The sequence below is a fragment of the Comamonas suwonensis genome, from assembly GCF_012844455.2.
Classification (GTDB): Bacteria; Pseudomonadota; Gammaproteobacteria; order Burkholderiales; family Burkholderiaceae_C; genus Comamonas; species Comamonas suwonensis.
On sequence record NZ_JABBCQ020000004.1, the window covers coordinates 96510 to 110521 of the forward strand.

Sequence of the window (14012 nt, forward strand, 5' to 3'; positions counted from 1 at the left end):
CCACTAGCGCTGTGGCTGGCTCAGCCGCGCCCAGCGCCCCCACAGAAGTCAACGGATATAGCTGGAAAGCACTCATGGGCTCGGCCGTCGGCTACGCCATGGACGGCTTTGATCTGTTGATTCTGGGCTTCATGCTCTCTGCCATCTCCAAGGACCTGAATCTGACGCCCGGTCAGGCGGGTTCTCTGGTGACATGGACGCTGATCGGCGCCGTCTTCGGCGGCATCTTTTTCGGCATTCTCAGCGACAAGTACGGCCGCATCCGCGTGCTGACCTGGACGATTGTGCTGTTCGCGGTCTTTACCGGCCTGTGCGCTTTTGCGCAGGGCTACTGGGACTTGCTGATCTACCGCACCATTGCCGGCATTGGTCTGGGCGGAGAGTTCGGCATTGGCATGGCGCTGGCCGCCGAAGCCTGGCCTGCCCGCCACCGTGCCCGCGTTTCCTCCTATGTGGCACTGGGCTGGCAGCTCGGCGTGCTCGGCGCCGCCGTGCTGACCCCGCTGCTGCTGCCTTCCATCGGTTGGCGCGGCATGTTTCTGGTGGGTGTGATTCCTGCGGTCGTGGCCTGGGTCATCCGCAACAAGCTGCATGAGCCCGAGGTGTTTACGGCCCGCAACCCCAAAGACCAGCCCTCCGCCATGCAATGCCTGAAGCTGCTGATGAAGGACAAGGCCACAAGCAAAGTCAGCCTGGGCGTGATCGTGCTGACTTCGGTTCAAAACTTCGGCTATTACGGCATCATGATCTGGATGCCCAGCTTCCTGTCCAAGCAAATGGGCTTCAGCCTGACCAAGTCCTCCATGTGGACGGCCGCCACCATCATCGGCATGTCCGTCGGTATCTGGGTGTTTGGCCAGATGGCCGACCGCATTGGCCGCAAGCCCACCTTCCTGATCTTCCAGGTCGGCTCAGTCATCTCGGTACTGACCTATTCCCAGCTCAGCGACCCCACCGCCATGCTGTGGGTGGGCGCCATCATGGGCCTGTTCGTCAACGGCATGATGGGCGGCTACGGCGCCGTCATCAGCGAGGCCTATCCCACCGAAGCCCGTGCCACGGCGCAGAACGTGCTGTTCAACATCGGCCGCGCAGTCGGCGGCTTTGGCCCTGTGGTGATTGGCGCTCTGGCCATGGCCTATTCCTTCCAGGTCGCCATTGCCCTGCTGGCCGCCATCTATGTGCTGGATATGCTGGCCACTGCTTTCCTGATTCCAGAGCTCAAGGGCAAGGAACTTCAATAAAGATAGCTGCTACCGCAGATCAGCAAAGCGCCAGAGCCTTAAAAGCCTGGCGCTTTTTCATGGCCGCCCCTCTTTTGATTTGGTTGATGGGTGCAGCTGAAACACCTCGCTGACCAGCGCACGCAGCCACTGGTTGGCGGGTTCGCGCTCAAAGCGCCAGCTCCAGTGCAAGGAGACATCAAACGCGCTTTCGGGCAGATCGGCCTGCAGCACCGCATAGCCGCCCATTTGCTCAAACGTGTCCGCAATCTCGGCCGGCATGATGACGGCCAGATCACTCTGGCGCACGATGGAAGGCACGGCCATGAAGTGCGCCGCCGAGAGGCGAATCTGGTTCTGCAACTCCAGTGTGCGCAAAATACGCAAAGTTTCCGAGTGCGAACGCACCGCCACGTAGTCCAGCCCTTGCAAATGCTCAGGGCAAAGCCGCTTGCTCTTCAAGCCCTTTAGCACAGGATGCGCCTGCCGCAGCAGCACGGCATAGTGGTCCGAAAGCAAGACCTGCTGCTTGGTGCCCGTCACACCGGGCAAAAAGCCGATGGCGATGTCCAGTGAGCCACGGTCCAATGCATCGGCAATCTCTGCCATGGGCATGGGCAGCGTCTCCAGCTTCACGTTCGGCGCTTTCTCTCGCAAGGCCTGCATCAGCGGCGGCAAAAAACGGGCCTCGCCAATATCGCTGAGATGCATGCGAAAGCACTGACTCGCCTGCAACGGGTCAAAGGTATGCGCCTCGGCCAGCGCCACCTCCAGCGTCGCCAGGGCCGTACGCACCGCCCGGGCCAGCCTCTCGGCACGCGGCGTGGGACGAACTCCGCCATGCATGCGTTCGAACAAAGGATCACCCAGCAACTGGCGCAGCCGCGTCACCGCCTGACTGGCCGCAGGCTGCGACAGCCCCACCTCCAGCGCCGCACGGCTGACACTGCCGTGCCTGAACACCGCATCAAAGACGCGCAACAGATTCAGATCCAGGCCCGATATATCCATAAAACGAATATCTCTTAGATGTTTTATTCAATTGCTGGAAATTATGAGGCCATGCAAGATTCCCTCAGAAGCGCTCCACCCCATGAAGAGCCGCCAGATCAAGGAAACACACTTTGCAAGTCACGCCTCAAACCACACTCCCGCAAGACACCCACACCGTCCGCCATGCCGTCATCGCCATGCTGCGCGAGCTGGGCATGACGCGCATCTTCGGCAACCCAGGCTCAACCGAGCTGCCGCTGTTTCGTGACTACCCCGAAGACTTCTCGTACGAGCTGGGCCTGCAGGAAGCCGTCGTTGTCGGTATGGCCGATGGCTATGCCCAGGCCACGCGCAACGCCAGTTTTGTGAACCTGCACTCGGCTGCAGGTGTGGGCCATGCCATGGCCAATATCTTCACGGCCTTCAAGAACCGCACGCCCATGGTCATCACGGCCGGCCAGCAAGCGCGCTCTTTGCTGCAATTCGACCCGTTTTTGCATTCGCGCGACGCCTCAGAGCTGCCCAAGCCCTATGTCAAGTGGAGCTGCGAACCCGCTCGCGCAGAAGATGTTCCCCAGGCACTGGCCCGCGCCTACTACATCGCCATGCAGGAGCCGCGCGGCCCGGTGTTTGTCTCCATTCCTGCGGATGACTGGGACAAGCCCTGTGAGCCCATCACGCTGCGCAGCATTGGCTTTGAAACTCGCCCCAACCCGCAAACGCTGGCGGCCATAGGTCATGCGCTTGATGCCGCAAAGACACCCGCTTTTGTCGTGGGTGCCGCCGTAGACCGCGCTGGCGCGTGGGATGTCGTCGTGGCACTGGCCGAGCGCCATCAGGCCCGCGTGTTTGTAGCGCCCATGAGCGGCCGCTGCAGCTTCCCCGAAGATCACCCGCTGTTCGCCGGATTTCTGCCCGCCATGCGCGAGCGCATCGTGGACCTGCTGAGCCCCTATGACAAAATTTTTGCCATTGGCGCTGCCGCCTTCACCTACCACGTGGAAGGAGAAGGTCCATTCATCCCCGTTAACTCCGAGCTGTTCCAGCTGATTGAAGACCCTGCCATTGCGGCCTGGGCACCCGTGGGCACGGCTGCCGTGGGCAATATCAAGCTGGGCGTCGAGGAATTACTGAGCCACCCGCCACTGGCCCAGCGCCCAGCGCCAGCGCGCAAGCCCGCACCGCCCGCTCCAGCCGCCCCTGCGGCGGGTGAGCGCATGTCGGTCGCGTTTGCCATGCACACGCTGGCCAGCGTGCGCGACCCGCACAGCATCATCGTGGAAGAAGCTCCCAGCTCACGCTCCACGATTCAGACCTATCTGCCCATCTTTCACAGCGAGACCTTTTTCACCATGTGCAGCGGCGGGCTGGGCCACAGCATGCCTGCGGCTGTCGGCATTGCTCTGGCCAAGCCAGGCCAAAAGGTCATTGCCGTGATTGGTGACGGTTCCGCCATGTATGCCATTCAAGCGCTGTGGTCTGCGGCCAATCTGCGCCTGCCCATCACCTTTGTGATTCTCAAAAACCGCCGCTATGCCGCGCTGCAAGACTTCTCCAAAGTCTTTGGCTACCGCGAAGGTGAAAAGGTCGAAGGTACGGAGCTGCCCGATCTCGACTTCGTGGCTCTGGCCAAGGGCCACGGCTGCGATGGCATTCATGTGGAAGACGCCAGCCAGCTCGGCAGAGTCCTCAAGCAAGCCATTGCCCATCCTCGCCCCATCGTGGTGGAAGTCGAGGTGGTCTGAAGAGACTCAAAAATGAGCGCACGTTCGAGGCGCATTGATAAAAACACTATCTAGGAGACAAGACATGAGTTCAAAAACCATCATCAACCGCTTGCGCCGCCTGAGTCTGGCGGCCGTTCCGGCCCTGCTTTGCGGTGCATTCGCTGCCCCCGCCATGGCTTCAGACAAGTGGCCGGAACGCCCCATCCGCCTGGTCGTCAACTTCGCCCCCGGCGGCGCTGCCGATGTGATGGGCCGAGCCATCTCTCCCACCATGAGTCAGGTGCTGGGCCAGTCCGTGGTGGTGGACAACAAGCCCGGTGCCAACGGCAACATCGGCATTGGTGAAACCGTGCGCGCGCCCAAGGATGGCTATACGCTGCTGCTGAGCTCTGGCGGCGGCATCAGCATCAATCCGATGATTTACAGCAAGCTGCCCTTCAATCCCGAGAAGGATTTGATACCTGTCGCGGCCGTGGCCCGTGTGCATGTGTTTCTGGAAACAAACCCCAGCCTGCCTGTGAGCAATGTGCAGGACTTCATCAAGCACCTGCAGGCCAATCCCGGCAAGCTGTCTTACGGCTCCCCCGGCCCCGGCAGCTCTCCCCATCTGGCAGGTGAAATGTTCAAGCGCGCCGCCAAGGTCGATGCCAGCCACATCCCCTACAAAGGCGCTGGCCCGGCTTTGACCGATGTGCTCAGCGGCCAGCTCCAGTACTGGTTTGATCCGGGTCCCGGCCTCAAACAGGTGGAAGCCGGCAAGCTCAAGCTGCTGGCCATTGGCAGCCCTCAGCGCTCTCCGCTCTACCCCAAAGTCCCCACGCTGGCCGAAAGCGGCCTACCCGGTTTTGATGCCGACACCTTATTCGGCATCTACGCCCCCGCAGGCACGCCTGCACCCGTGGTGGAGGCCGTGCGCGCCAGCGTGCTCAAGGCACTGGAGCAAAAGAACGTGATCGAGGTGCTGCAAGGCCTTGGCTCTACGCCTGAGTCCAATATGAGCCGCCAGGCGTTTGTAGACCACCACGCCAAGGAGCGAGTCCGCTTTGCGCCGCTGATCAAGGCCATTGGCCTGAAGGTGGACTGACGGGCCAGCTTGTCTAAAGAGTGGCTGCCACTTCAATAAAGATAGCTGCTACCGCCCATGAATAAAGCGCTGAAGTGCTAAAACACTGCAGCGCTTTTATAGTAAGGGGAAGCGGTTAGCTGGCCGTAACGGCCACCACCACCGCAGACTCAGGCACTTCCAGCCAGACACTGTCGTTGGCCACCAGCCCGCTCATGGCGGGTGCGAAGCCGACGATCTGCGCGCCCCAGCTCAGGCGGCAAATGGCTTCATCGGAGGCCATGAATTCCTCAGACACCGTGGCTGCGCCATAGGTAGCGCGCTGCACCACGGCGGGCCAGAGGTTGATGCCCTGCATGGATGCCGCCGGACGCTCATTGCCCAGCCAGACCTTGACGGCCGTGGCCTTGCACAGCGCCAGCACCTTCACGCCAGGGGCCAGGCCCAGCAGCTCATAGCTTTCAGGGGTAATGCGAGCAGCAATCGTCCAGTCTGAGCCCGCCTCCATCGCCGCGCGCAACCAAACCCGGATCTGCCCCCCCATCGATTCCACCTTGAGCACGGTGCAGGGCCACTGGTTGCGCATGCTGGTCATCAGACCCAGATTCGGCTGCGTACCGCCTGGCGTCCCAGACTGCATGCGCTGCATCAGCTCAGTGCGCAAGCGCATCATGGCCTCGGCTGCATGCAGCAATTCCTCGCCAGCAGGCGTCATCTGGGCACCACCACCACCGGCTCCGCCCACGCTACGCTCCACCAGCGGCGCGCCGGCCAGGTTGGTCAAGGTATCAATGGCCTGCCACGCGGCCTTGTAGCTCACACCCACATCACGTGCCGCCTGAGAGATGGAGCCGCTTTGCGCAATGCCGCGCAGGATGGCGATGCGGCGATCCGCCATGTCGTAGCCCAGCGCCTGGGATACAGAGTCTGACGAGAGCGAACGGCCTTGCGCTCCCTCATCGTCAAATGCATCAAATTGTTCTTGTTCGAAATGATCGGGTTCTGACATAAGCCGCCATCATGCCCGCCTTGGATTTTCCTGGCTGCCTCTTGCCTTTTCAAAAAGGCTACACTTCGCTATTCCTTTTATGAATAGCGATACCTCAATGACTCAGATCACTGCCCGCTCCTCGCGTTTTTCCTTTCAACTGGCCCGCTCTGCGGCCGTGATCGCGACCGTGACCAGTTCGGCCGTGCTGGGCCTATGGTCCGCGCAGGCCCAGGCCGCCGAGGTGGCCGTTGCCGTGGCGGCCAACTTCACCGCGCCCATGAAGAAGATCGCGGTGGAGTTTGAAAAAGACACCGGCCACAAGGCCGAGCTGTCGTTTGGTGCCACCGGCAAGTTCTACGCCCAGATCAACAACAGCGCGCCCTTTGGCATCTTGCTGGCCGCCGATGACACCACGCCCGAGAAACTCGCCAAAGAGGGCAAGGGCGTTGCGGAATCGCGCTTTACCTACGCCATCGGCACGCTGGTGCTGTGGAGCCCCAAGGCCGGCTATGTCGATGACAAGGGCGAAGTGCTCAAGACTGGCGACTACAAACACATCGCCATTGCCAACCCCAAGCTGGCTCCTTATGGCACCGCCGCCATGGAAGTGCTGAACAAACTGGGCTTGACCGCGCAAGTGCAACCCAAGGTGGTGATGGGCGAGAACATTGCCCAGACCTATCAGTTCGCCGCCACGGGCAATGCCCAACTGGGTTTTGTGGCCCTGTCGCAAGTCATGGAAAACGGCAAGATTCGCGAAGGCTCGGCCTGGCAAATCCCCAGCAATATGCATGAGCCGATTCGCCAGGACGCCATCGTCCTGAACAACGCCAAGGACAACGAAGCCGCCACCGCGCTGATGAAATACCTGCGCAGTCCCAAGGCGCACGACATCATCCGCTCCTACGGTTATAGCTTCTGACGCTTGATCCACAAGGGCTTGAGGCCGATTTTCCTTCAAGCCTTACCTTCATACGCTCCGCTCTGCCCTTGGTGCCGCTCGGCTAAGCTGAGCACACCAAGGGTTTTTTTCACGATTGACGCAAATTCGGGTCAGGCTTGGTGTTTGCCGATAGAGGTGCCTGTTGCGCATTCTTGTTTGCGTAAATCCTATTTTTAAGTCCATGCAACTGAACGCCGAAGACTACGCAGCCATCTGGCTCACGCTCAAGCTCGCCAGCGTGACCACCGTGCTGCTCATGCTGCTGTGCACACCGCTGGCCTGGTGGCTGGCCCACACCCGCTCGCGCTGGCGCGGGCCGATTGGAGCCGTGGTGGCGCTGCCGCTGGTGCTGCCGCCCACCGTCATCGGCTTTTACCTGCTGGTCACCATGGGCCCCAACGGCCCCATCGGCCAGTTCACGCAGGCCATCGGTATCGGCAATCTGCCATTCACCTTTGCCGGTCTGGTCATAGGCTCGCTGATCTATTCCATGCCGTTTACCGTACAGCCACTGCAGCGCGCCTTTGAAGCACTGGGCACGCGCCCCATGGAAGCTGCGGCCAGCCTGGGTGCCAGCCCGCTTGATCGTTTTCTGACCGTGGCCGTTCCGCTGGCGCGCCCCGGCTTTATTACCGCCGCCGTACTGACCTTTGCCCATACCGTTGGCGAGTTTGGCGTGGTGCTGATGCTGGGCGGCAACATCCCCGGCGTGACCCGCGTGGTCTCGGTACAGATTTACGACCATGTGGAAGCCATGGAGTACGGCCATGCCCACCTGCTGGCTGCAGGCATGGTGGTGTTCTCCTTCATCGTGCTGCTGGCGCTCAACTGGCTGCAACCCAAGGCGGAGCGCCGCGCATGAATACGCCCCACTTCATCTCCGCCCAGCTCAAGCTGAGCCGCTCGGACTTTTCGCTCGACGTCGATCTGCAACTGCCCGGCCACGGCGTCACCGCCTTGTTCGGGCCTTCGGGCTGCGGCAAGACCACCTGCCTGCGCAGCCTGGCCGGGCTGGAGCGCGCGCAGGGCCGGGTCGCCGTCAACGGCCATATCTGGCAGGACGATGCCCGCAAACAATGGCGACCCACCCACCAGCGCGCACTGGGCTATGTGTTTCAGGAAGCCAGCCTGTTCCCCCACCTCTCGGTGCAAAAGAACATTGACTATGGACTCAAGCGCACGCCGGTGGAGCGACGCAAGGTCTCGCGTGACCGCGCTGTGGAATTGCTGGGTATCGCTCATTTGATGGACCGCATGCCCGCCACACTGTCTGGGGGCGAGCGCCAGCGCGTAGCCATTGCCCGTGCACTGGCCACCAGCCCCGAAGTGCTGCTGATGGACGAACCGCTGGCCGCCCTCGACGCACAGCGCAAGGCAGAGGTGCTGCCCTATCTGGATCAGCTGCAGCGCCATCTGCAGATACCCGTCATCTACGTCAGCCACTCGCTCGATGAAGTAGCTCGCCTGGCCCAGCACATGGTGCTGCTGAATGCGGGCCGGGTTGTGGCGCAAGGCGCGGTGACCGATCTCCTGTCCAGCCTTGATCTGCCGCTGGCCCATGGAGATATCGCATCCAGCGTGGTACACGCCACAGTGCAAAGCCATGATGCGACTGACCATCTGAGCACCCTGGCCTTTGATGGCGGGCAGCTGCAACTGGTGATGGCCCACCCGCGCGCCGTAGGCACTCAGGTGCAGCTGCGCGTGCAAGCCCGCGATGTGAGCCTGAGCCTTGGCAGACCCGAGAGCAGCAGCATTCTCAACATCCTGCCCGCGCAAGTGCTGAATCTGCGGGAAGACGGGCCGGGGCAGGTCATGGTGTCACTGCAATCTGGCAATACCCGCCTGCTGGCACGCATTACCCAGCATTCGGCCAGAGCCTTGCAGCTGCAGGCGGGCCTGCCGCTGTTTGCACAGATCAAAGGCATGGCGTTGCTGGACTAGCCATCTCCACCTTTTCGGGACATGGAAACGGTGCACTGACTATCATCGGCCCATGATCAATCCCGCCTGCCCCATACCAGCTGTCACCTGCATTGAGCCACTGCAAAAGCAGGCCGTGAGCTTCTTCAATGCCGGGCAGCTTGAAGCGCAAGAGCGCGTTCTGGCCGCCGAGGTGCCGATTGCGCTGGTGTTCAACGGCATCTCGCACGCGGTGATGATGGGCTCGCCCGGCGATGCGGAGGACTTTGCAATGGGCTTTGCGCTGACTGAAGGCATCATCGACAGCGCTGCCGACTGCTACAGCATTGAAGCGCAACCGGTGAGCGCCGCTGCCGCAGGCCTGCCCGAAGGCATGGATGGCCTGGAGGTGCAGCTAGACATTGCCTCGCGCTGCTTTGCGCGCCTGAAAGACAAGCGCCGGAGCATCACGGGCCGCACGGGTTGCGGCGTCTGCGGTGTGGAAAGCTTTGCGGCACTCGATCTGTCGTTTGATGCCCTGCCCGCCCATGACTGGCTGGCGCGCGTGGATGCGGCCATCGTACTCAAAGCCATTGACGCCCTGCCCCCGTCTCAGATTCTCAATGCCGAAGCCGGTGCCATTCACGCCGCAGGCTGGGCCACGCTGGATGGCGAGATCACCGATGTGCTGGAGGACGTGGGCCGCCACAACGCACTGGACAAACTGATTGGCCGCCTCGCCCGCACCGGCAGACTGGGCGAGCCCGGTTTTGTCGTGCTATCCAGCCGCGGCAGCCATGAACTGGTGCGCAAATGCGCCAAGGTCGGCATTGCAGCGCTCGCCACCATTTCTGCCCCCACGGCCATGGGCGTACGCATGGCCGAGCTGACAGGCCTGCGCTTCTGGGGCCTGTGCCGCCCACCCAAGGCCGTGCTGTATGCCTGCGGCGGCAAAGCTTGAGCAAGCGCGTAGCTGCACGCCAGCCTCTAGAATCGCGGCATTGCGCTTCTGAGACTTCATTGCGCCGCCCTTGATCAGCCCCTGGATATACACCATGAACCGCTGCACCACCGCTTTCCTCAATCGTCGTCTATTTGGCTCCATCGCTCTGGCCGCTGCTGCCAGCGCCAGTCTGCTGGCTCAGGCCCAAGGCCTGCCGTCGAATGACACACGCAACTTCCCGCCCACGGCGCTGTTTGGCGAGCTGACGATCACCAACTTCCCCGAAGTCGCCATCAACGGCGCAGCCATCCGCACCACGCCGGGCTTTCGCCTGTTCAGCCAGGAGCGCTCCGTCGTCTTTGCCCACAACTACACGGGGCAGAAGATGCTGGTGGGCTATGTGATCGAGCCCCATACGCAAGGCCTGCACACAGCCTGGATTCTGACGCCCGCCGAGATCGAAAAATACAAGCCGATACAGCCACGCAGCTTGCTGCAACGCGTGCTTGGCAGCTGAACCAGCCACCGCTGACTGCTATTGATTTAAAAGCTGCTTGCGCTTTTTCTGCTAGCAGTTCAGACCGTTTATCGATTCAAACCAAGTTATGGCGCGCGCCAGCCGCTATGACTTTGCGCTTACCCCCGCAAGCGCTGTACCCGACAACACCCTATAAGAGCGCCCCATGAGCAAAAAAGTCTTTATCAAAACCTTCGGCTGCCAGATGAACGAGTACGACTCGGACAAGATGGCCGACGTGCTGGGCGCAGCCCAGGGCTATGAGTCCACCAACGACCCGGAGCAGGCCGATCTGATCCTGTTCAACACCTGCTCGGTGCGCGAAAAGGCGCAGGAGAAAGTGTTCAGCGACCTGGGCCGCTTCAAGCACCTGAAGGAAAAAGGCGTGCTGATTGGCGTGGGCGGTTGCGTGGCCAGCCAGGAAGGCGAAGAAATCATCAAGCGCGCGCCTTATGTGGATGTGGTGTTTGGCCCCCAGACCCTGCACCGTCTGCCCGAGCTGCTGAACGCCCGCGCCGCCAAGGCCAAGCCCCAGGTGGATATCTCCTTCCCCGAGATCGAGAAGTTCGACCACCTGCCGCCCGCCCGCGTAGAAGGCGCGTCGGCCTTTGTGTCGATCATGGAAGGCTGCTCCAAGTACTGCAGCTACTGCGTGGTGCCTTACACCCGCGGCGAAGAAGTCAGCCGCCCGTTTGAAGATGTACTGGTGGAAGTGGCCGGTCTGATCGAGCAAGGCGTGAAAGAAATCACGCTGCTGGGCCAGAACGTGAACGCCTATCTGGGCAAGATGGGCGACACCAGCGAGGTTTGCGACTTTGCGCTGCTGCTGGAATATGTGTCCGAGATTCCCGGCATTGAGCGCATTCGCTACACCACCAGCCACCCCAACGAGTTCACACCCCGCCTGATCGAGGCTTACGCCAAGATCCCCAAGCTGGTCAGCCACCTGCACCTGCCCGTTCAGCACGGCAGTGACAAGATTCTGATGGCCATGAAGCGCGGTTACACCGCTATGGAGTACAAGAGCACGATCCGCAAGCTGCGCGCCATTCGCCCCGATCTGGCGATGAGCAGCGACTTTATCGTGGGCTTCCCCGGCGAGACCGAAGAAGACTTCCAGAAGATGATGAAGCTCATCCACGATGTGCGTTTTGACAATTCTTTTAGTTTCATCTTCAGCCCCCGCCCCGGCACGCCTGCGGCCAATCTGCACGATGACACACCGCACGAAGTGAAGCTGCGCCGCCTGCAGGAGTTGCAAGCCGTCATCAACAACAACATCAAGGAGATCAGCGAAGAGCGCGTGGGCACCGTGCAGCGCCTGCTGGTCGAAGGCGTGAGCAAGCGCGACGGCAGCGAGCTGATGGGCCGCACCGAGTGCAATCGCGTGGTCAACTTCCCTGGCCACGAGCGCCTGATCGGCCAGATGGTGGATGTGAAGATCACTGAAGCCAAGGCCTACACCTTGCGTGCGGAAGTGCTGGTCAAAGAGTAAATCCGGCATCATCCGTTCAGAAATCAGCCTGCACTTCACCATGCAGGCTTTTTTTGCGCCCTTTTGCCGACACTTTCCACCCCATTCAGCAGATAGGATGGAGGGCATTGGGGCAACGACTGCTCCGGCACGAACTCTGTACACAATGAATCAAACTGCTGCACTTCAGGGTGATGCCCTGTTCGCTCTCATCGATCGAGCGCATGAACTGCTCAATGACTATCACGAAAATCACTCCAGCTCCATCAGCCGGCAAGACCGCATTGCTGCTGCCGTAGAACTGCTGGGGCAGCAAAACTTTGCCCCCGCCACCGTGCAAGAACTGGAGCGAGTTCACGACTTCTGGCTTTATCTGGAGCAACCTGAAACCGCCAACACCTTGCTGCAGCAGCACAGAGCCGCGGTGCTGACCACCGATGCCAACCTTGCCAGCGACTCAGCGGTGCGGCTGGCGCTCAGTGATATTCAAAGTCGCATGGTCTTTGACAGGTCCGCCGCCGCCGCCCTGCTCATGCCCGCTGCCCAGGCCATTGCCCGGCTGCCCGAAGACATAGACACCGACAATTTATGGCATGGCTGGCAGTGGATGGTCGATGAGCTCCAAGCCTGGGACATTGCCGCCACCGGTATCGACCTGCACCGCGCCAGAGAACGAACCAACCCCGATCTCGCCGCAGACACCGCCTATCTGGACGCCATCGCCTGCGTGCGCAAGGCCGCGCTGCTGCAAAAGAGCAACCCTGCGGCCGAGATGAGCGGCATGGTGCAGACAGCCATCAACACCCTGCGCGATGCCACCTACGAGCAAAACGTGGACTTTGACTCCTGGATGACGCTGGCAGAACATGCCCTGCCGCTGGCACCGCAAAGCCTGCCCGCGTTGCTCATGGCCTGCGAACAGCAGGTAGCGCGCACGGAAAGCCCTGCGCCATCGCAAGCCGTCAAAGCCCACCGACAGGTCAAAATCATGCGCCTGCAAGCCAAAGCCTGCGCACAGGCTGGCCAGCTGGAGGCTGCGCTGCAACTGGCACCGCAAGGCCACTTTGGCCTGACCGACGATGAAGGCGACCCATTTACCCCCACGCATCTGGGCTGGCTGGTGCAAGCCAATCGCATCAGCGAAGCTGCGGATCTGGCGCTTGAAAGCGTGCTGCACTCGCGCCCCGTCTCTGCCGTGGCAGCCTTCCAGCTGGCGCGCGAGCGTTTTGACAGCGATCCCGCTCACTCCATTACCTGGGCGCTGATTCTGGGCATCTCCCAGATAGATGAAGACATGCGCCAGTTGCTGGCGCAGGAAAGCCGCCCCCCCCACCCGGCAGACTTCTACCTGAACATGGCACGCGCCGCCCAGCCGGGTCACCCGGCGCTGGCGCTGATTGATGGCATGAAACTGGCCCGCAAGCGCCAGTTTGAACAGGCCTTGCCTCTGCTGGAAGTGGGTGTAAGCCAGCATCCAGAACTGGCCGACGGCGACAAACTTTCGGCCCTGTGGGCCGCCCGCTTTGCCGCCCTGCCTCTGGAAGAAGCATTGGCCCGCCCCTTCCCCGAAGCCCATGGCGGACACTGGTGCTATGCGGCAGCCGTGTTGCTGGATGATCCCGACGATCTCGCCCCCCTGATGGGCGGCAAGAAAAAAGTGCCGTCGCAAGAAGTGCGCGAGCCCCTGGTGGTGCGCTACTACGAAGAAGGCCTGCGCCGCTTCGAGAACTTCTGGGCCACGGGCAAAGGCATGTTCAAAGATGCAGATCTGCATGTGTACTCCATGCTCTGCAACAATCTGGCCATCAAGTACCGCTTCATGAACCGCTACGACGAGGCCGCTGAACTGCACCACAAGGGTCTGAACAGCAGCGCGTTTGCAGAACACCACAACGGCCTGTTCTGGTGCGCGGTAGGCAAAGACGATGACACACAGACCGTGATCGAAGCCGAGCGGCTGTGGCACTTTGCGCTGGATAACGGTTATAGCCGCCATGACCCCACGCGCTACCTCTCCACCGTCGCCATGTCGCTTTACAAGCTCGACCGTGATGACGAAATCACCATCTGGATGGAGCGTCTTGACCAATGGTTCAGCGAGCTGGACGAAGACGATCAACGCAACGAGCGCCGCGACTACCTGGCCTCTCTCATGTCCATGCTGGATTTCTTCTCCAGCACCCGCCCAGAGCTGGTACTGCCACGCCTGCGCGCTTGAAGCCTATCCAGAGCTACT

General features: G+C 61.3%; 12 protein-coding genes. 10 read left to right on the top strand and 2 right to left on the bottom strand.

The annotated features are described in order from the left end of the window. The first annotated feature begins 74 nt into the window (after window positions 1-74). Window positions 75-1244 carry an MFS transporter gene (locus HF327_RS05825; protein ID WP_206764356.1) on the top strand — a complete coding sequence of 390 codons (1170 nt, stop codon included), beginning with the start codon at window positions 75-77 and terminating at the stop codon, window positions 1242-1244. A 57-nt stretch (window positions 1245-1301) separates the two neighbouring features. Here HF327_RS05825 and HF327_RS05830 read toward each other — a convergent pair whose 3' ends face one another. After that, window positions 1302-2234, bottom strand: coding sequence for a LysR family transcriptional regulator (locus tag HF327_RS05830; protein WP_169107354.1), 933 nt, complete (start codon window positions 2232-2234; stop codon window positions 1302-1304). A 113-nt stretch (window positions 2235-2347) separates the two neighbouring features. On the opposite strand from HF327_RS05830, the gene mdlC reads away from it, so the two are divergent. Both mdlC and HF327_RS05840 read left to right on the top strand, forming a co-directional pair. After that, window positions 2348-3961 (top strand): benzoylformate decarboxylase, encoded by a 1614-nt coding sequence (mdlC, locus tag HF327_RS05835; RefSeq protein WP_169107355.1) that lies wholly within the window; start codon window positions 2348-2350, stop codon window positions 3959-3961. Between the two features lie 64 nt (window positions 3962-4025). Next, window positions 4026-5027 (top strand): Bug family tripartite tricarboxylate transporter substrate binding protein, encoded by a 1002-nt coding sequence (locus HF327_RS05840; protein ID WP_169107356.1) that lies wholly within the window; start codon window positions 4026-4028, stop codon window positions 5025-5027. A gap of 115 nt (window positions 5028-5142) precedes the next feature. On the opposite strand, the gene HF327_RS05845 is transcribed toward HF327_RS05840, so the two are convergent. Then, window positions 5143-6015 (bottom strand): TOBE domain-containing protein, encoded by an 873-nt coding sequence (locus HF327_RS05845; protein ID WP_169107357.1) that lies wholly within the window; start codon window positions 6013-6015, stop codon window positions 5143-5145. 97 nt (window positions 6016-6112) lie between these two features. On the opposite strand from HF327_RS05845, the gene modA reads away from it, so the two are divergent. The 7 genes from modA to HF327_RS05880 all read left to right on the top strand — a co-directional run bounded on the left by modA (window position 6113) and on the right by HF327_RS05880 (window position 13994). Continuing rightward, window positions 6113-6919: a molybdate ABC transporter substrate-binding protein gene (modA, locus tag HF327_RS05850; RefSeq protein ID WP_169107358.1), complete on the top strand. Its 807-nt coding sequence runs from the start codon at window positions 6113-6115 to the stop codon at window positions 6917-6919. 202 nt (window positions 6920-7121) lie between these two features. Continuing rightward, on the top strand, window positions 7122-7802 hold the full coding sequence (gene modB, locus HF327_RS05855; RefSeq protein WP_169107359.1) for a molybdate ABC transporter permease subunit: 681 nt from the start codon (window positions 7122-7124) through the stop codon (window positions 7800-7802). Then, window positions 7799-8884 carry a molybdenum ABC transporter ATP-binding protein gene (gene modC, locus HF327_RS05860; RefSeq protein ID WP_169107360.1) on the top strand — a complete coding sequence of 362 codons (1086 nt, stop codon included), beginning with the start codon at window positions 7799-7801 and terminating at the stop codon, window positions 8882-8884. Before modB ends, modC begins: the two co-directional genes overlap by 4 nt. 52 nt (window positions 8885-8936) lie before the next feature. Then, on the top strand, window positions 8937-9803 hold the full coding sequence (gene fdhD, locus HF327_RS05865) for a formate dehydrogenase accessory sulfurtransferase FdhD (protein ID WP_169107361.1): 867 nt from the start codon (window positions 8937-8939) through the stop codon (window positions 9801-9803). Window positions 9804-9897: 94 nt separating this feature from the next. Next, window positions 9898-10302 (top strand): hypothetical protein, encoded by a 405-nt coding sequence (locus HF327_RS05870; protein ID WP_169107362.1) that lies wholly within the window; start codon window positions 9898-9900, stop codon window positions 10300-10302. A 166-nt stretch (window positions 10303-10468) separates the two neighbouring features. After that, window positions 10469-11797 (top strand): tRNA (N6-isopentenyl adenosine(37)-C2)-methylthiotransferase MiaB, encoded by a 1329-nt coding sequence (gene miaB / locus HF327_RS05875; protein WP_099735750.1) that lies wholly within the window; start codon window positions 10469-10471, stop codon window positions 11795-11797. 145 nt (window positions 11798-11942) lie between these two features. Continuing rightward, complete coding sequence (locus HF327_RS05880; protein ID WP_236024064.1) at window positions 11943-13994, top strand: hypothetical protein; 2052 nt, start codon at window positions 11943-11945, stop codon at window positions 13992-13994. The last annotated feature ends 18 nt before the right edge of the window (window positions 13995-14012 follow it).

Excerpts from the sequence above, each read along its gene's own strand:
- miaB (WP_099735750.1), top strand. The coding sequence starts at position 10,469 with ATGAGCAAAAAAGTCTTTATCAAAACCTTCGGCTGCCAGATGAACGAG.
- modC (WP_169107360.1), top strand. The coding sequence starts at position 7,799 with ATGAATACGCCCCACTTCATCTCCGCCCAGCTCAAGCTGAGCCGCTCG.
- HF327_RS05870 (WP_169107362.1), top strand. The coding sequence starts at position 9,898 with ATGAACCGCTGCACCACCGCTTTCCTCAATCGTCGTCTATTTGGCTCC.
- HF327_RS05825 (WP_206764356.1), top strand. The coding sequence starts at position 75 with ATGGGCTCGGCCGTCGGCTACGCCATGGACGGCTTTGATCTGTTGATT.
- HF327_RS05830 (WP_169107354.1), bottom strand. The coding sequence starts at position 2,234 with ATGGATATATCGGGCCTGGATCTGAATCTGTTGCGCGTCTTTGATGCG.
- HF327_RS05840 (WP_169107356.1), top strand. The coding sequence starts at position 4,026 with ATGAGTTCAAAAACCATCATCAACCGCTTGCGCCGCCTGAGTCTGGCG.
- HF327_RS05880 (WP_236024064.1), top strand. The coding sequence starts at position 11,943 with ATGAATCAAACTGCTGCACTTCAGGGTGATGCCCTGTTCGCTCTCATC.
- HF327_RS05845 (WP_169107357.1), bottom strand. The coding sequence starts at position 6,015 with ATGTCAGAACCCGATCATTTCGAACAAGAACAATTTGATGCATTTGAC.
- modB (WP_169107359.1), top strand. The coding sequence starts at position 7,122 with ATGCAACTGAACGCCGAAGACTACGCAGCCATCTGGCTCACGCTCAAG.
- modA (WP_169107358.1), top strand. The coding sequence starts at position 6,113 with ATGACTCAGATCACTGCCCGCTCCTCGCGTTTTTCCTTTCAACTGGCC.
- fdhD (WP_169107361.1), top strand. The coding sequence starts at position 8,937 with ATGATCAATCCCGCCTGCCCCATACCAGCTGTCACCTGCATTGAGCCA.